General features: G+C 68.5%; 19 protein-coding genes. 11 read left to right on the forward strand and 8 right to left on the reverse strand.

Translation table 11 applies throughout. The features are described 5' to 3' along the window. Position 1 precedes the first annotated feature (1 nt). A complete protein-coding gene (locus ACWD3H_RS28810; protein ID WP_451957205.1) occupies positions 2 to 1,420 on the reverse strand; it encodes a hypothetical protein in 1,419 nt (472 codons plus the stop codon). A gap of 145 nt (positions 1,421 to 1,565) precedes the next feature. Between ACWD3H_RS28810 and ACWD3H_RS28815 the strand changes: the two genes are divergently transcribed. The 4 genes from ACWD3H_RS28815 (at position 1,566) to ACWD3H_RS28830 (ending at position 5,443) form a co-directional block, all read left to right on the forward strand. Next, positions 1,566 to 2,042: a hypothetical protein gene (locus tag ACWD3H_RS28815; RefSeq protein ID WP_451957206.1), complete on the forward strand. Its 477-nt coding sequence runs from the start codon at positions 1,566 to 1,568 to the stop codon at positions 2,040 to 2,042. A 44-nt stretch (positions 2,043 to 2,086) separates the two neighbouring features. Beyond that, complete coding sequence (locus ACWD3H_RS28820; RefSeq protein WP_451957207.1) at positions 2,087 to 2,617, forward strand: hypothetical protein; 531 nt, start codon at positions 2,087 to 2,089, stop codon at positions 2,615 to 2,617. A 429-nt stretch (positions 2,618 to 3,046) separates the two neighbouring features. Next, a complete protein-coding gene (locus ACWD3H_RS28825; RefSeq protein WP_451957208.1) occupies positions 3,047 to 3,844 on the forward strand; it encodes a hypothetical protein in 798 nt (265 codons plus the stop codon). A 456-nt stretch (positions 3,845 to 4,300) separates the two neighbouring features. Continuing rightward, positions 4,301 to 5,443 (forward strand): baeRF10 domain-containing protein, encoded by a 1,143-nt coding sequence (locus ACWD3H_RS28830; RefSeq protein ID WP_451957209.1) that lies wholly within the window; start codon positions 4,301 to 4,303, stop codon positions 5,441 to 5,443. Positions 5,444 to 5,505: 62 nt separating this feature from the next. On the opposite strand, the gene ACWD3H_RS28835 is transcribed toward ACWD3H_RS28830, so the two are convergent. The 4 genes from ACWD3H_RS28835 to ACWD3H_RS28850 all read right to left on the reverse strand — a co-directional run bounded on the left by ACWD3H_RS28835 (position 5,506) and on the right by ACWD3H_RS28850 (position 7,161). Continuing rightward, a complete protein-coding gene (locus tag ACWD3H_RS28835) occupies positions 5,506 to 5,727 on the reverse strand; it encodes a DUF397 domain-containing protein (protein ID WP_451957210.1) in 222 nt (73 codons plus the stop codon). 68 nt (positions 5,728 to 5,795) lie between these two features. Beyond that, the gene (locus ACWD3H_RS28840) at positions 5,796 to 6,074 is read right to left on the reverse strand and encodes a GntR family transcriptional regulator (RefSeq protein ID WP_451957211.1); all 279 of its coding nucleotides are present in this window, start codon (positions 6,072 to 6,074) and stop codon (positions 5,796 to 5,798) included. A gap of 134 nt (positions 6,075 to 6,208) precedes the next feature. Then, the gene (locus ACWD3H_RS28845; RefSeq protein WP_451957212.1) at positions 6,209 to 6,748 is read right to left on the reverse strand and encodes a YdeI/OmpD-associated family protein; all 540 of its coding nucleotides are present in this window, start codon (positions 6,746 to 6,748) and stop codon (positions 6,209 to 6,211) included. Further along, on the reverse strand, positions 6,745 to 7,161 hold the full coding sequence (locus tag ACWD3H_RS28850; protein WP_451957213.1) for a VOC family protein: 417 nt from the start codon (positions 7,159 to 7,161) through the stop codon (positions 6,745 to 6,747). The genes ACWD3H_RS28845 and ACWD3H_RS28850 overlap by 4 nt, the downstream gene beginning before the upstream one ends. A gap of 89 nt (positions 7,162 to 7,250) precedes the next feature. On the opposite strand from ACWD3H_RS28850, the gene ACWD3H_RS28855 reads away from it, so the two are divergent. Then, the gene (locus ACWD3H_RS28855) at positions 7,251 to 8,201 is read left to right on the forward strand and encodes a helix-turn-helix transcriptional regulator (protein ID WP_451957214.1); all 951 of its coding nucleotides are present in this window, start codon (positions 7,251 to 7,253) and stop codon (positions 8,199 to 8,201) included. Positions 8,202 to 8,230: 29 nt separating this feature from the next. Here the strand turns inward: ACWD3H_RS28855 and ACWD3H_RS28860 are convergent, their stop codons facing one another. Continuing rightward, positions 8,231 to 8,824 carry a TetR/AcrR family transcriptional regulator gene (locus ACWD3H_RS28860; RefSeq protein WP_451957215.1) on the reverse strand — a complete coding sequence of 198 codons (594 nt, stop codon included), beginning with the start codon at positions 8,822 to 8,824 and terminating at the stop codon, positions 8,231 to 8,233. 98 nt (positions 8,825 to 8,922) lie between these two features. Here ACWD3H_RS28860 and ACWD3H_RS28865 point away from each other — a divergent pair, with 98 nt between their 5' ends. Genes ACWD3H_RS28865 through ACWD3H_RS28875 form a run of 3 tightly spaced genes read left to right on the forward strand, consistent with a single transcriptional unit; the run spans position 8,923 to position 11,002 of the window. Further along, a complete protein-coding gene (locus ACWD3H_RS28865) occupies positions 8,923 to 9,744 on the forward strand; it encodes an SDR family oxidoreductase (protein WP_451957216.1) in 822 nt (273 codons plus the stop codon). After that, positions 9,741 to 10,124: a pyridoxamine 5'-phosphate oxidase family protein gene (locus tag ACWD3H_RS28870; protein WP_451957217.1), complete on the forward strand. Its 384-nt coding sequence runs from the start codon at positions 9,741 to 9,743 to the stop codon at positions 10,122 to 10,124. Before ACWD3H_RS28865 ends, ACWD3H_RS28870 begins: the two co-directional genes overlap by 4 nt. 11 nt (positions 10,125 to 10,135) lie before the next feature. Next, positions 10,136 to 11,002, forward strand: coding sequence for a haloalkane dehalogenase (locus tag ACWD3H_RS28875; protein WP_451957218.1), 867 nt, complete (start codon positions 10,136 to 10,138; stop codon positions 11,000 to 11,002). 74 nt (positions 11,003 to 11,076) lie between these two features. Here the strand turns inward: ACWD3H_RS28875 and ACWD3H_RS28880 are convergent, their stop codons facing one another. Further along, positions 11,077 to 12,234, reverse strand: coding sequence for a methyltransferase (locus ACWD3H_RS28880; protein ID WP_451957219.1), 1,158 nt, complete (start codon positions 12,232 to 12,234; stop codon positions 11,077 to 11,079). A 285-nt stretch (positions 12,235 to 12,519) separates the two neighbouring features. Here ACWD3H_RS28880 and ACWD3H_RS28885 point away from each other — a divergent pair, with 285 nt between their 5' ends. The 3 genes from ACWD3H_RS28885 to ACWD3H_RS28895 all read left to right on the forward strand — a co-directional run bounded on the left by ACWD3H_RS28885 (position 12,520) and on the right by ACWD3H_RS28895 (position 14,234). Beyond that, complete coding sequence (locus tag ACWD3H_RS28885; RefSeq protein WP_355547952.1) at positions 12,520 to 12,759, forward strand: hypothetical protein; 240 nt, start codon at positions 12,520 to 12,522, stop codon at positions 12,757 to 12,759. 74 nt (positions 12,760 to 12,833) lie between these two features. Next, positions 12,834 to 13,694 carry an RNA polymerase sigma factor SigJ gene (sigJ, locus tag ACWD3H_RS28890; RefSeq protein ID WP_451957220.1) on the forward strand — a complete coding sequence of 287 codons (861 nt, stop codon included), beginning with the start codon at positions 12,834 to 12,836 and terminating at the stop codon, positions 13,692 to 13,694. A gap of 99 nt (positions 13,695 to 13,793) precedes the next feature. Beyond that, a complete protein-coding gene (locus tag ACWD3H_RS28895; protein WP_451957221.1) occupies positions 13,794 to 14,234 on the forward strand; it encodes a carboxymuconolactone decarboxylase family protein in 441 nt (146 codons plus the stop codon). A 169-nt stretch (positions 14,235 to 14,403) separates the two neighbouring features. On the opposite strand, the gene ACWD3H_RS28900 is transcribed toward ACWD3H_RS28895, so the two are convergent. Further along, positions 14,404 to 14,703: a winged helix-turn-helix transcriptional regulator gene (locus ACWD3H_RS28900; protein WP_451957222.1), complete on the reverse strand. Its 300-nt coding sequence runs from the start codon at positions 14,701 to 14,703 to the stop codon at positions 14,404 to 14,406. Between the last annotated feature and the right edge of the window lie 34 nt (positions 14,704 to 14,737).

Below are 14,737 nucleotides of genomic sequence, written 5' to 3' on the forward strand. Positions count from 1 at the left end.
TTCAGTCGCGTCTCCAGAGCCTTCCTGTCGCCAGATTGAGGTAGTAGACGCGTTCGCTCAGGGCGCTGCGGACCAGGAAAAGGCCTTGTTCGGACCAGCCGAGGCCAACGTCAAGGAAATCGTCGCCGGGGAACTTGGGAGTGACGCTGGACAAACGCCTGCCGGTTTCTGAGTCGAAGGTTTCGACGCGACTCTCGAAGCCCCGGATGGCCACAAGGCGTTTTCCGTCCGGCCGGAGGTGGTATGCGTCCTTGGGGGTGTTCTTCTTGGTCTTCCTGAGGGGAAGGCTCATCCGCGTCTTTCCCCGGTGGTCGAGCACGAGCACTTGAGAGGCCGTCGTGACCACGATCCCGCTCCCGTTGAGGGCGTGGACGCGTTGAGCGTCGGGGATCGACACCGTGGTCCAGGTCCTGGTGTCGGTGATCCGGGTGCCACCCTTGGTCAGGGCTACATACCTGCTCTGACCGAGGAATGCGGGTGTGGGCACTTCGGCGTCGGCCAGGTTGCCGGTGAGATGGTGAATGCCCTTGGAGTCCTGGTACGCCATGCGGCGGTCGTCTCTGCCCAAATAGACGACGGCCTTTTTATCGGGACTTCGGATGAACGGCGCCTGCTGGGGTGCTTTGCCTTTTCTGATGGTGTAAGGCGCGGCCTGTGGGAACGGTTGTTCGTTCACCAGCCAATACCGGCAGGGATCGTCCATCTGATCGATCCATGGACAGGTAGGCGCCTTATATTCGTCCACCTTCGTGAACACGGCCATGTTCTTCGGGAACGACCTGGGCATCGAGTATTCGGGTAGTTCGCGCTGTGCCGGCTGCCCGGGAGTGAGCATCGCGCCTGCCAGTACGACCGCGGTTCCCGCGAGGTAGAGGTTCCGCGTTGACCATTGGCGAATCGCCAGACCGGCCTGGGTCGTGTCGTCGGGCGCTTCGGTTGTCGGCCCGGTTCGCAGATTCCGGGCGGCAAACGGTACCGCCGCCGTCACGATGATCATGATGGCGGCGTGGGTCAGACGTGCCGGAGTGGCGCCGTGGTTCGTCAGCAGATAACCGCCTGCCACCACGGCACCGCCGACACCGAGCAGCCACGCCTTTCGGTAGATCTCCATGTCGTGGCCCTCCGCGTCACCGTGATCGCGGAGCGTTGGGGTCGGTGGTCGTACGTGAAGGAAGATGGAGACGGCACACCAGCCCAGGACCAGGTAGAACGGATCGTCGGTGAAACACGCCAGGGGAGCGGCGAAGACGAGTGCGATCAGACGCCACCGGCGCAGACCGGCGAAGTGGTCGATGACCTGACGGGCGTTGGCCGCTGTGACGGAAAGGTCAAGGAGCGCGGTAAACCTGGTGAGTCGCTCCTGTGTGACTGGCATGGCCGCCACCAGCACGACGATTACGGCGGCTACCCAGGAGATCATTGGGGGTATCGTCACGAGATGCCACCATATATGGTTTTGAACCGTGGATTCAGGTGACATATGGCAGCAATTTGGCGTTGCTACATGGCGCTCTCAGCGTGTGCGGTCGTTGGTCTCGGCAACGGTGTTCGGTTTCCTGTCACTTGTGCTCATTGTGACGGGCATATGGTGGTCGGGGGTGCCGACTCCGCATATCCGGTGGAGCATCGACGATTTCCTCCTCTCCCCCGAGGTGGACAAGAACGGCGTCCTGTACGCCAGCCTGCATATCGAGCTTGAAAACGAAGGGGTGGCCTTCACCCTCACTGGTATCTCGGCAGAAATGCCGGGCCTCCGCCTGCTACCCGCTGACGAGACGAAAAAGGAACGCTCCGTGGTCACCGTGAAGGGTGGTGGCTTCGAAACTCTGACGAGGCGCATTGTCATCACCGACTGCGCGGCGGTGCCACACGAGCCCCAGCCGGTCAGGTTCACGTACAGAACCTGGATGGGGTCAGGGTCGGCGGAGGCGACGTTGGAGTCATGGCAACTGACAGGACCCACGGAGCGTCTCCAACTCGCCTGGCAGCGAGGTGTCGCAGGCAAGGTCTGCAATGAGGTGTTGAGTTCAAAGTGGTTCTGAGAGCCGGCTCATCCGCGGACGACAAGCCTGAAAGGTCAGGGCAGATGCGCCCGGTCGCCAAGATCGCCACCGGGTTCGTCTTCGTCTTCGGTGCCTTCCGCTTCAACGGTTTCGACCTGCTGTTCGATCCCTTCGGCTGGGGCCTGTGCGCGTCCGGGCTGTTCCGGTTGGAGCGATCCGCCGACGATCCCTTCGGCCGGGCCAGGCTGGCCGCTGTCGCCATGGCCTGCACCTCGCTTGTCGCCACGATCGTGTCCGTCGCGGATTCGAGCCGTACCTTGTCGACCTCCTCCCTGGGAGAGGTGATCGGCCTCGCCAACACGGCAGGCACTTTGATCACCGTCTGGCTGATCACCGACGCCATCATCAGACAGATCCGTCCTCAGGGGGCCATCTCCCCTGCCGCTCTGCTCGACGTACTGCGCTGGGCCGTGGTCGGCCTGGGAGTGCTCGGCGCGTTAGTCCAGCACGGCTATGCCGACCTGGGGATTTTCGCGTTGGTCGCCTGGTTCGCGGCGATCGTGGCCTTGATCGTCGTGCTCTATCGCTCGGCCCACCTGCCGTACCTCTCCTAGACGCTCGGCATCCACCGCTGCGTGGGCTTTCACCTCGCGCGGATGGAGCCGCGGGTCGCCCTGGAGGTCTGGCCTGAGCGGGTCCCGAACTTCAGCCTCCCCGACCCGGCGGCCGTGACCTGGTCCACCGGCCAGGTCCGCGGGCCACGAGCGCTTCGGCTTCGCATCGACCAGGGTCCGTCTCGGTAGGCGACTGCCGCTGCCGATGGCCGAATCCGGAACACGGGCCTGAGGGATCGATCAGGCAGACCGGCGTGTTCGTGAACCCTTCGGGCGCTGAGGTGCGACAGGCAGATGTGAGATCAATGAGAGGTCGGCTCGGATGAGCGGCCGCGAGAGTTCGAAGGTCGCCGCCGAAGGCGACCGTGAGGCGTTCGAGGTGCATGGCTTCCCGCCGCTGTTCGGAGATGCTACGACGGAGGTGACGGTGTGACCGCCGAGGTGCTGGACGTGTCCGGTTCCGGACCGCGGGTCGTGCCGTCGCTCGCCCTGAACGAGGCCTGGCGGCTCCTGCGGCATCCGCTCACCCTGCTGGGCCTGGCGCTGTGGATACTGCGGGTCGTCCAGGACGGCTGGGCGGGGCCGCGACCCGCGTTCGCCGCGCTGACCTCGGAGATGACCATCTTCTGGGGGGTTCCGGTCTTCTTCGCCGCGAACCTGGTCGCCGATGCCGCGCGGCGGGCCGAGGAGACGCTGTCGGTCGTCCCCTGTGACCGAGAGCGGCGCACCGCCGCGCTCTGTCTCGCCGCTCTCGGCCCGCTCGCACTGACCTGTACGGCGCAGGCCCTGCTCGCCGGGCTCTACGTGATCACCGGCAACGAACTGGAGCGTTTCCCGTCCCCGGCGGAGCTGGGCACCGGGCCGCTGAACGTGCTGGGGGCCTGCCTGCTCGGGGTGGCCGTCGCCCGGTGGCTGCCGTGGCCGGGGGCGTCGGTACTCGTCATGCTGGCGCTGACGGCCTTCAACAAGATCATGGTTGACCACGAGGGCCAGTACATGCTCGGCTTCTACCTGGACTTCACGATCTGGGGGCCCGCACCGTACCTCGCCTCGGCGGGGTTCATCCTCGGGCACACGGGTCCGCACGCTCTCTACCTGCTGTCGCTCGCCCTCGGGGCGGGGGCGCTGGCGATGCTCAGGGACACCTCGCGGCGCGGGCTCTGGCTGGGGGCCGGGGCGGTCGCGGTGCTCTGCGTGGTGCTCACCGGCATCGGGCAGCTTCCATGATCCGCCTGGCCCAGGCGGCCCTGCCGGCGCGGCTGAGCGGCAAGGTGATCCGGATGTCGCGCGATCCGGCGCGGCGGTGAGCCGGGTGGGCGCCTCCCCGCTGGAGACCGAGGCCGCCACACGTACTGAGCTGCGCTGACATCTTGTCGGGCACGTTGTCCGGCTTCGCCTTTCGCGTTACTTAGCGGATCCTAGATTGACTTCCATGACGATAAGTGTCGGCCTGGCCGGTACGGGGCGGCGGGCGGCGGAGTTTCACGCGCCCGCCGCATGTGCCGATGGCGGCTTGACCGCAGCGCCGTGCCTGACCTCGCCGAGGCCGTCGAGCGCGGCATGTCACCCCCTCGCGGACGTACGGCATGGCCCGCACCCGGCGGAGACCGACCTGATCCGCGGCGGTCATCCACGACCACTCCCCGAAGCTCAAGCATCCGACCGCCATGACGAGGACATCGCATGATCACCAAGGGCACTGTCGACCGCCTCATCCGCTTCGATAGCGGCGGCCTGCCGGTTCTCTCCATGTACGTCGCTGTGGGCTTTGACGAGTTCGAGGCCGTCCGTACCCGGGTGAACAGCCTCATCACCCAGATCCGCCCGCTCACCGAGGACCCGTCGCTCGACCGGCGGGCACGGCTCTCGTTGCGGCAGGACATCAAACGCATCGAGGGCATACCGGAGCTCGGGCGGGGCACGGTCGGTGCCGTCGCGGTGTTCGCGTGCAGCGAGGGTGACCTGTTCGAGGTCGTGTCGCTCCCGCGCAAGGTGCGCGACCAGGTCGTGGTGGACCAGACTCCGTACGTCCGTCCCATGCTCGCGGTGCTCGATGAGTATCACCGCTGCTGCGTCCTGGTCGTCGACAAGGGGGCGGCCCGCGCATGGGAGCTGTACCAGAAGGAGATACGCGAGATCGGCGAGGTGCGAGGGAGCGTCCTCCGTAAGCCCGACTACGCCGGCTGGGCCGGTCTCGCCGAGTACACGGTCCGCAACAAGGCCGATGACCTCGTCAAACGTCACTATCGCCAGACCGTGAGCCTGCTGGACAGGCTCTTCCGCGCCGAGAACTACGACCTGCTGATCATCGGCGGCCAGCGCAATGAGGTCGCCGTCTTCCTGGACTTCCTGCCGCAGCAGCTGCGCACGAAGGTCGCGGGCGTCTTCAACGTCGACACGGGCAAGGTGGCGACGTCCGAGGACATCCGCGAGAGCGCCGAACGTCTCGTCGCCGACTACGAACGTGAGGAGGAACGCCGCCTGGTTGAGGAGGTCTTCGAGAAGGCCGCCGTCGGTGGCAACGCCACGCTAGGGATCGACGAATGCCTGTGGGGCGGCACCATCGCCGCGATCGACACCCTGCTCATTCAGGACGGTGCCGAGGTCCCCGGCGTGCTCTGCGACGAATCCGGCTGGCTGGCCCGCTCCGGCCAGACCTGTCCGCTCTGCGGCGGCGCCACGCGTCAGGTCCCCGACGTCCTCGACGAGCTGACCGAAACGGTCATCAACGAAGGCGGCTCCGTCGAACACGTCGCCGTCGACACCCAACTGAAAGACCACGTCACAGCCGCGGCCCTCCGCTTTCCCCTCCCTCCGCGCCCCTGACGGGGGACTTCCGCCCTCCACCCGACAACTCGCCGTCCGGACGCGCCGGTTCCGAACGGCGGCTATGGTCGGCACGCTCGCCGTACCGGGGCCGCGTTGCGGATCCTCGTCAGGAAGTTGTTCCAGGTTGCCGGGGAGAAGGTCGGCATGGGGCCTGATGGGTCCTTGCTGTCGCGTACGGCGACGATGCCCGGCAGGTTCGTGGACACCTCCACGCACGTGTCCCCGCTGTTGCTGTAGCTGGACTTACGGAACTCGCCGGCGGACAGGTCAGGGGAGATCATGCCTTGTCCTCATCGCAGCCATGCGTGTTGCGGATTCCCGGGGGACAAGGTGACCGCCGCCGTGCTGATCAGTCGGCCTGCTGCGTCCCGTCGGTCGGCCAGCTCTCCCGCTCGTTGACGAACGTGCCGCGACCTTGCACGGTCACCGTCCATCCCTGCTCGCCGAGGTGCCGCATCGCCCGGCGGACGGTGCCCCGGCTCACACCGTGTTCCTGCTGTAGCTGTGTTTCCGAGGGCAGTACCTGCCGCGGCTTGTACTCGCCCGCTTTGATCTTCGCGGTGATGATCCCGGCAGCGTCGACGAGACCGTCGAGGTGGGCGGGAGCCGGCTTCGCGCCGCGATCCACGCCGCCGGCGGCTGCACACCTGGTTGGGAGGATCGCGGCCCACGAGAGCACGCCCTGGTCTACGAACTCGACGACACCGGGGTCAACGTAAGACCCCTGGAGTGCATCCGGTAGAGGTCGGAACGGATGACGGTTCACTCCAGCAGGCTGGAGATCGCCTTTCGCAGGCGGGCCGCGCGTCCGGCCGGGGTTCTGGTCTTCAGCAGCGGCAGGATCATCAGGTAGCGGCCGGTTTTGTCGAGTGCCTCGAAGCGGGCGGCGGCCCGCGGGTCGGCCGCCAGTGCCTCGGCCAGGTCGGGTGGGACGGTGGCGTTGCGCTGGGCGGTGTAGGCCGCCGCCCACCGGCCGTCCGCCTGGGCGGCGGCGACCTCCGCCAGGCCGGGCGGCCGCATCCGCCCGGCGGCGGCCAACGCCTCCACGTGCTCGACGTTCACCCGCGACCAGGGGCTGCCCTTGCGGCGGCGCGAGTACCGTTGCAGGAAGCAGTGCTCGTCATAGGACCTGCGGTGGCTGTCGATCCAGCCGTAGCACAGCGCGACCTCCAGCGCCTGCTCGATCGTGATCAACGCTTCGGTCGATCCCTTCTTGGCGATCTTCAGCCAGACACCGCCCTCGGACCCGTGATGCTCGGCCAGCCACGACTCCCACCGGTCGGCGTCCGCGAAGTGCATCATCGGCCCAGGACCTCCAGGTAGTGCCGGTTGTACATGATGCCCAGCACGTTGCCGAACGGGTCGACCACGGACGCGGTGACGAAACCGGGGCCGTACTCGGTGAGCGGTGTGTGCGGCGTGGCCCCCAGGGACAGCAGCCGGTCCAGGGTGGCCCGCACGTCGTCGACGTGCCAGTGGACGATCGCGCCTCCTGGGGCGGCGGGCGGGCCCGGCGGGCCCGGTGGGGCGTAACGCCGGTCGATGAGGCCGAGTTCGGCCTGGTAGTCGCCGATCCTGAACTCGTAGTAGGCGGCCGGCTGCCCGTTTCCCGGGCGCTCGAAGTACGGCTCGACGTCCAGCAGGTCGACGTACCACTTCTTGGCCGCCTCCAGGTCGTCGGCCCAGAAGCTGACAGTGGCCAGTCCTCGCAACATCGGCGGTTCCCTCTTTCGATCGGTGACAGTCACCATGCTCCACCCCAAAGTGCTCACCAATTGAGCACTTTGTTGGAGAAACTGGGGGCATGCGTGCTGATCGTCTCGTCGCCACCCTCCTGCTCATGCAGGCCCGTGGCCGGGTGACCGCCGCCGAGCTGGCCGCCGAGCTGGAGGTGTCCGTCGCCACCGCTCGCCGCGATCTGGAGGCGCTGTCCGCGGCCGGCATCCCGGTGTACCCGCAGCCAGGACGCGGCGGCGGCTGGTCGCTCGTCGGCGGCGCCCGCACCGATCTCAGTGGCCTGTCGGCAACCGAGGCGCAGGCACTGTTCCTGCTCGTCGGCCCGGCCGCGGCCGTCTCGGGCGAGGCCAAGGCGGCGCTGCGCAAACTCGTGCGGGCGCTGCCGCAGACCTTCCGGGCCGACGCCGAGGCCGCCGCCGACGCCACGATGATCGACCCCACCCGGTGGGGTGAGCGTGATCGCCACCGGCCCGAGCTGGTCGAGCTGCTGCAGACCGCCGTGATCCGCAGGCGAAAAATCCGTCTGACCTACACCGACAGTGCCCGGGAGCGGACCGAACGGCTGGTCGACCCGTGGGGCCTGGTCGACAAGGACGACATCTGGTACCTGCTCGCCGGGACCGAACGAGGACGGCGAACCTTCCGGGTCGACCGGATCACCGGGGCCGAGCCGACCGACCAGCCCGCCGAGCGCCCGGACGACTTCACGCTCGCCACCGCGTGGCAACAGGTCGTCGGCGAGGTGGAGCGGCGGCGGTCACGCACCTGGGCGACCGTGCTCATCGAGGCCAGGTTCGTGCCGGTACTGCGAACGCACTTCGGCCGGCACTGCCACATCGACGCCGAGCTCGACCACGGGCGTGTCCGGGTCCGCCTCGCCGCGCCGACCCCGCTGGACATCGCCCGGAACCTGGCCGGCTGGGGCGCGATGATCGAGGTGGTCGAACCGCACTCCGTCCAGGCCGAGCTGGCCCGGATCGGCGCCGAGCTCGCCGGCCGCTACACCAGCGGACACTGACGTGGAGTTCGGCCTTGGGGCGGCGTGCGTCACGCCAGGCTGTCGAGCTCGCGAACGAGGCGGGCTCCCTCCCGGGTCATGATCTCCGGGTCGCGCAGAGCATTGGAGAGCAGGGACATGCCCTGGTAGGCACCGACGAGCGTCAGCGCGAGGCCCTCGGGATCGGCCACGCCCAGCTGGCGGTACTGCTGTTCCACCCAGTCCAGCAGCCGGCGGATGACATGGCCCGCCGCGACGTCGAGGCCACTCTCGGTTCGCTTGTCGAGTTCGACGGCAAGGGTGCCGGTGGGGCAGCCGTAGCGGGCCGCGGTGTCGCGCTGACCGACCCACGCGTCCACGAGACCCTTGAGGCGTTCGCGCGGGTCGGGGAGCTGGTCTAGCCGGCCGGTGAGGACCTCCAGATGTCTGGCGTGCTCGGAGAGGGCGGCCTCGACCAGCTCGTCCTTGGTCTTGAAGTAGTAGTACACGTTGCCCGCCGGGACATCGGCGGCGCGGGCGATGTCGGCGATGGTCGTGCGTTCCACGCCCTGCTCGTGCAGCACCCGGGCGGTGGCCGCCATCAGTCGCTGCCGCTTACCGGCGGCCTTCGTCCGAGGGTGCTGAGAATTCATTGAGTTAGTCACCCGACTAACTATAGGCAGCCGATGGCCGGGCTGTGCTAACGTCTCACTCGACAAAGTTAGTCAGTCAACTAACTGACTTCTGAGCCAGGGAGATCGACATGATCGTGGTAACGGGTGCGACCGGGAACGTCGGGCGGGCGCTGGTGCGGATGCTCACCGAGGCTCAGGTGCCGGTGACGGCCGTAGCCCGGCACATCACCGGCGCCGACGTGCCGCCGGGGGTGCGGGCGGTGGCCGCCGACCTGGCCGAGCCGGCCGGTCTGCGAGTCGCGTTCGACGGGGCGGAGGCGCTGTTCCTTCTGGTGGCGGGCGAGAACCCGCACGGCATCCTGGAGGTGGCGAAGACCGCGGGGATCCGCAAGGTGGTGCTGCTGTCCTCGCAGGGCGCGGGGACCCGCCCGGAGGCGTACCGGCACCCAGGCCTGTTCGAGGCGGCCGTGCGGGAGTCCGGGCTCGGCTGGACGGTCCTGCGGTCGGGCGGGATGGCCACCAACGCCTTCGCCTGGGCCGAGTCGATCCGCACCCGGCGGGAGGTCGCAGCGCCGTTCGGTGATGTCGGCCTGCCCTTCATCGATCCCGACGATGTGGCCGCGGTCGCCGCCGCCGCCCTGGGCCAGGACGCTCACCTGGGCACCGTCTACACCCTGACCGGTCCCGCATCGACCACCCCGCGCGAGCGGGCGGCGGCGATCGCGGCCGCACTGGGCGAACCGGTCCACTTCACCGAACAGACCCGTGAGGAGGCCCACAAGCTGATGGCGCGGTTCATGCCGCTGCCCGTGGTCGAGGGCACTCTGGCCATCCTGGGCGAACCGACCGAGGGCGAGCAGCGGGTGAGCCCCGACGTCGAACGTGTCCTGGGCCGGGCGCCGGGCACCTTCGCCGCCTGGGCCGAGCGCAGCGCCGCAGCCTTCCGGTGAGCAGGTCGGTCGAGGATTTCCTCGCTGAGCCGCACGTGGCCACCCTGACCACCTCGCGTTTCGACGGCTCGCCGCACGTGGTCGCGGTGCGCTTCACCTGGGACGGTCAGGCGAGGCTGGCCCGTGTCCTGACCGTCGGCACCACTCGTAAGGCCAGGAACCTCATCGCCGGACCGGGCGGGCGCGCGGCGCTCTGCCAGGCGGTGGGATTCCGGTGGGTGACGCTCGAAGGACTCGCCACCGTGCACGACGCACCCGGGCGGGTGGCCGAAGGCGCACGCCGTTACACCGCGCGCTATGGAGCGCCGCCGCCCGCTCCGCCAGGCCGCGTGGTCATCGAGATCGCGGTCGATCGCATCACCCGGCTCAACCTCCGATAAAGGACTGGATCATGCCTGTTCAGCACATCCTCGGCTCGACCATGTACTACCGGGAGTCCGGCACCGGGGTGCCGGTCGTCTTCCTGCACGGCAACCCGACCTCGTCGTACCTGTGGCGGGACGTCATACCGGCCGTAGGATCCGGACGGCTGCTGGCCCCCGACCTCATCGGTATGGGCGAGTCGGGCAAACCCGATATCGACTACACCTTCGCCGACCATGCCCGCTACCTGGACGCCTGGTTCGACGCGCTCGACCTTCAGGACGTGGTACTGGTCGGGCATGACTGGGGTGGCGCCCTGGCCTTCGACTGGGCCGCGCGTCACCCGCACCGGGTACGCGGCATCGCGTTCACCGAGACCATCGTCAAGCCGATGGCCTGGGAGGAGTTCCCCGAAGGCGGCCGGCGGCTGTTCCAGGCGATCAAGACAGCCGGTATCGGCGAAACAATGATCCTCGACGACAACGCCTTCATCGAGCAAGCCCTGCCCGGCACCGTCGCCACGGCGCTCACCCAGGGCGACCTCGACGTCTACCGCAAGCCGTATCCGACCCGGGAGAGCAGGCTGCCGCTCCTGCAGTGGCCGCGCTCTATGCCGCTGGGCGGTGAGCCCGCTGACGTCGTGGCCAGGATCGAGGCGTACGACCGGTGGCTGAAGGCCGGCGCGGACGTGCCCAAGCTACTGCTCACGTTCGCGCCTGGGCCGGGGGCGATGATGCACGAGGGCATCGTCGCGTGGTGCGCGGCGAACATCGCCGGCCTGGAGATCGAACACTCCGAGGCCGTCGCCGGGCATCACACGCCGGAGGACCAGCCCGTGTTGATCGCCGAGGCCATATCGGCCTGGGCGGACAGACACGGCCTTCGCCTCTTGTGAAACGCGATCCTTTTCAACCGTTCCTGCGCGGCCTTGACGGCGCACTCGATTCCCCTGGGACAGGGGGTGCGCGGTCAGCGCTTGACGGCTCGCAGCACGACGAACCTGGGGTCGCTCGCGGCGACCTCGCAGTTGCCGAAGAGCCGGCGGAGCTTCGCGTGGTAGCCGAGGTGCCGGTTGCCGACCACCCACAGCTCGCCGCCGCGGCGCAGCGCGGCGCGGGAGCCGTTGAACATGCGCCAGGCCGTCGCGTCGGTCGTCGCGCGGTGCGTGTGGAACGGCGGGTTGTTCAGCACCAGGTCCACCGTCCCGGTGGGTACGCCTGACAGGCCGTCGGCCGCCAGGAACTCCGCGGTGGTGCCCGCCGCCATGTTCGCCCGGAAGGTGGCCTCCGCCGAGGCCAGCGCCTGATAGGACTCGTCGATGAACGTCACCTGGGCTTCGCTGTTGCCCAGTGCGGCGGCGAGCCCGACCACCCCGTTGCCGCAGCCCAGGTCCACGACATGTTCGCGCCCACGGCGCTGCGGCAGATTCTTCAGGAAGAAGCGGGTGCCGACGTCCAGGCGGTCGGCGCAGAAGATGCCCGCGTGGTTGGTGACGGTCAGACCCGAGACGGCTCCGACACCGGCGGGCAGCGGGTAGCTTCGCGGCCATGGGTTGTCGCTTCGGGGAAGCCCGGGGTCCGGTGCGCAGAAGATGAGCCGTGCCTTCTTCGCCGCCAGCGACGTCCTGGTCGGCCCGAGGATCCGTTCGAACAGGTGCAGCGTCGAGGTGTGGATCTCGGTGACCATCCCGGCGCCGACGACCACCGTGCCGGAGTGTAAGTGCGGTGCGAGGCGGTGCAACTGGTCCTCAAGGAGTGCGAGGCTCTTGGGCACTCGGATGAGCAGCACGTCGATCCGGTCCGGAGGCGCGTCCCTGGTCGTGCGGAGCCCTACCGTGTTCCCGGCGACATTCCCGGTGACCTTGTTGCGCTCCAGGTTCGCCAGGGTCGCCTGCCTGCCTAGGAAGGAGTCGGTGATCTGCACGGGATGGTGATCGGCGAGCGCGGTGACCAGGGCGCCCCACCGGTCGCCCAGCACGACCACGGTGCCCGACAGGTCCGCCTGTTCGCCGTCGAGGTGCCGCAGCAGGTATTCGTCGGCGGCGTCCCAGGCGCGAAACGGGTCGCGGGGATCCTCGGGGAAGCGAGTGAGCTCGAACTCACCTCTTGACGTCGTGAAACGGTTCATCGCGCCTTAGGCTAGCGAGTCACGCGATGAGCCGGTCACATCCCCTCATCGCCGGGCCGGTCAACCCTGCCCGCCGCTCGACCGTCCCAGGCCGGCGGCCCGGTCCCGGGGGTGGGTGGATACGGCGCGTGCCCCGCGATCCACGCCGGGCCTCATCCGCGAGCAGGAATCCGTGCGACCGGATACTTAAGTACACCCCCTCGATCGTCGGCGGCCAACTTTGGTTACCGCATGACCGTCCTAAGCCTGATTCCGCGCCGGGCATCACCTGCCTACCGTGAAGCCATGACCTCCACCAACTCGAAGTCCCCCCTGGCCACCCTGTCGGGTCTGCTCTGCTTCATCCTCGTCGCCGGCGGCGGGAGCGGCCTTCTGCACGAGTGGTTCGGCTGGATCCATTTCATGGGCTTCCTCCGGTTCCTCGCCCCCGAAGGCTACGAGATCTACAGCTACGTCTTAATGATCGCCTTCGGCTTCGCGATAGGCGCGGCCGGCAACGCGCTCGCCCGACGAGGCCGCAGATGAACCACTCCGGGCGACTGTCTCGGGGCCTGGGCAACGGATACGCAGGTCGGCGGCGCTGCTTGTAGCGTCTGTGTGTGACCGAGGAAGAGTGGGCCGAGCACCGGCCGGCGGTGTTCGGGGCGGCTTATCGACTGCTCGGTAGTGCCGGCGACGCCGAGGACGTGGCGCAGGACGTCTGGCTGCGCGCGACCGGTGCCGACCTGTCCGGGGTCGAGGATCTGCGGGCCTGGCTGGTGACGGTCGCCGCCCGCAGGTCCTACGACATCCTCCGGTCGGCACGGGTGCGGCGTGAGACGTACGTCGGCCCGTGGCTGCCCGAGCCGTTGCTGACCGGTCCGGACGCCGCCGAGCCGGTGCTCGTCGACGAGTCGGTGAGCATGGCGATGCTCGTCGTCATGGATCGGCTCACGCCGCCCGAGCGAGTCGCGTTCGTGCTGCACGACGTCTTCGAGGTGCCCTTCGATCACATCGCCCGGGTGCTCGGCGTCACTCCCGCGGCCGGCCGCCAACTCGCCTCACGGGCGCGGCGCCGGGTGGCCGCGACGAAGCAGCAGCCACGCGCGAGTCGCCCGGAGCGCGAGCGGGTGCTCGCGGCGTTCCGCGCCGCGTACGAGGCGAGCGACCTGAAGGCCCTGGTCGAGCTCCTGCATCCCGACGCGGTGTACGTCACCGACGGCGGCGGCAAGGTCTCCGCCGCGCGCAAGGTCATTTCCGGCGGTGAGCGGATCGCCATGGTGCTGTCCCGGGTGGCCGGGCGGTTGGGGCTCTTCCCGCTCGTTCCCCGCGAGGTGGGAGGTGAGCTCGCGCTGGTGGCGTACCGAGACGAGCGGGTCATCCTGGTCGATACCTTCGACGTCGCGGCAGACGGCCGGATCCTGGCGATCCGGCGGGTGCTCAATCCGGACAAGCTCTCGCACATCGACCCGGCGCGCTGAACTTTCGCGAATCTTTCTGGCAAAGGCCGTCACAGCGGCGGGTGCCACCTCGTCTCCCTGGTGAGAACCGGGAGAGAGACCGAGAAAGGTGGGAGCACGATGTCACGCTTGAACCTCGCCGAGGTGGCGCCCGAGATGTACAAGGTGTTTATCCAGGCTGAGCAGGTGATCTCGAAGGGGCCGTTGGATCCCGCGATCCGCGAGCTCGTCAAGATCCGTAGTTCGCAGATCAACGGTTGCCTGTTCTGCATCGACATGCACGTCCACGAGGCGCTGCGACTCGGTGAGAAGCAGGATCGGATCTACCAGCTGTCCGCCTGGCGGGAGTCGGAGCTGTACACCGACGCCGAGCGGGCCGCGCTGGCCTACGCCGAGGCCGCCACGGAGCGGCCCGACGGCGTGTCGGACGAGGTCTGGGAGGCGGTGGCCGCCGCGTTCAAGCCGGAGGAGGCAGGGTACCTGGTCGCCCAGGTGGCGCAGATCAACCTGTGGAACCGCATCGCGGCGCCCATGCACACGCGCCCTCCGAAGCGGGGCTGACGGGGCGCGCGATGTCGTCGCGTGCCGGGACTCCCGGGTGACCTGGGCCGTCTCGTTCGGATCGGTCACAACGCCCCGGGCCCTGGCGAGGGGCCCGGGGCGTTGTGCCGCCGTTCAGGAGTTTGGCCGCGACGGCGGCTTTGACCTCGAACGTGAGCTCGGGCAGGTCCTAGGTGCCGAGGTGGCGGGATCGGACCTCGTTGATCTCCGCCTCGTGGCGCACCGCCCAGTCCGCCAGTGCCGACAGCGGTTGGAGCAGGGTGCGCCCCAGTGGGGTCAGGCTGTACTCGACGCTGGGCGGCACGGTCGGGTGCACCTCGCGCCGCACCAGCCCGCCGGTTTCCAGGCTGCGCAGCGTGCGGGTCAGCATGCGCCGGCTGATGCCTTCAATGGCACGGTGCAACTCGTTGTACCGGTGCGGGCGCCTCCCGAGCAGGACCACCAGCAGCATGCTCCACTTGTCGCCCATGCGCCGGAACACATCACCGACCGGGCACGCGTCG

The organism is Streptosporangium sp. NPDC002607, assembly GCF_053592655.1.

Excerpts from the sequence above, each read along its gene's own strand:
- ACWD3H_RS28885 (WP_355547952.1), top strand. The coding sequence starts at position 12,520 with ATGACCTCCACCAACTCGAAGTCCCCCCTGGCCACCCTGTCGGGTCTG.
- ACWD3H_RS28865 (WP_451957216.1), top strand. The coding sequence starts at position 8,923 with ATGATCGTGGTAACGGGTGCGACCGGGAACGTCGGGCGGGCGCTGGTG.
- ACWD3H_RS28850 (WP_451957213.1), bottom strand. The coding sequence starts at position 7,161 with ATGTTGCGAGGACTGGCCACTGTCAGCTTCTGGGCCGACGACCTGGAG.
- ACWD3H_RS28895 (WP_451957221.1), top strand. The coding sequence starts at position 13,794 with ATGTCACGCTTGAACCTCGCCGAGGTGGCGCCCGAGATGTACAAGGTG.
- ACWD3H_RS28830 (WP_451957209.1), top strand. The coding sequence starts at position 4,301 with ATGATCACCAAGGGCACTGTCGACCGCCTCATCCGCTTCGATAGCGGC.
- ACWD3H_RS28835 (WP_451957210.1), bottom strand. The coding sequence starts at position 5,727 with ATGATCTCCCCTGACCTGTCCGCCGGCGAGTTCCGTAAGTCCAGCTAC.
- ACWD3H_RS28810 (WP_451957205.1), bottom strand. The coding sequence starts at position 1,420 with ATGATCTCCTGGGTAGCCGCCGTAATCGTCGTGCTGGTGGCGGCCATG.
- ACWD3H_RS28820 (WP_451957207.1), top strand. The coding sequence starts at position 2,087 with ATGCGCCCGGTCGCCAAGATCGCCACCGGGTTCGTCTTCGTCTTCGGT.
- ACWD3H_RS28880 (WP_451957219.1), bottom strand. The coding sequence starts at position 12,234 with ATGAACCGTTTCACGACGTCAAGAGGTGAGTTCGAGCTCACTCGCTTC.
- ACWD3H_RS28875 (WP_451957218.1), top strand. The coding sequence starts at position 10,136 with ATGCCTGTTCAGCACATCCTCGGCTCGACCATGTACTACCGGGAGTCC.
- ACWD3H_RS28900 (WP_451957222.1), bottom strand. The coding sequence starts at position 14,703 with ATGGGCGACAAGTGGAGCATGCTGCTGGTGGTCCTGCTCGGGAGGCGC.
- ACWD3H_RS28855 (WP_451957214.1), top strand. The coding sequence starts at position 7,251 with ATGCGTGCTGATCGTCTCGTCGCCACCCTCCTGCTCATGCAGGCCCGT.
- ACWD3H_RS28845 (WP_451957212.1), bottom strand. The coding sequence starts at position 6,748 with ATGATGCACTTCGCGGACGCCGACCGGTGGGAGTCGTGGCTGGCCGAG.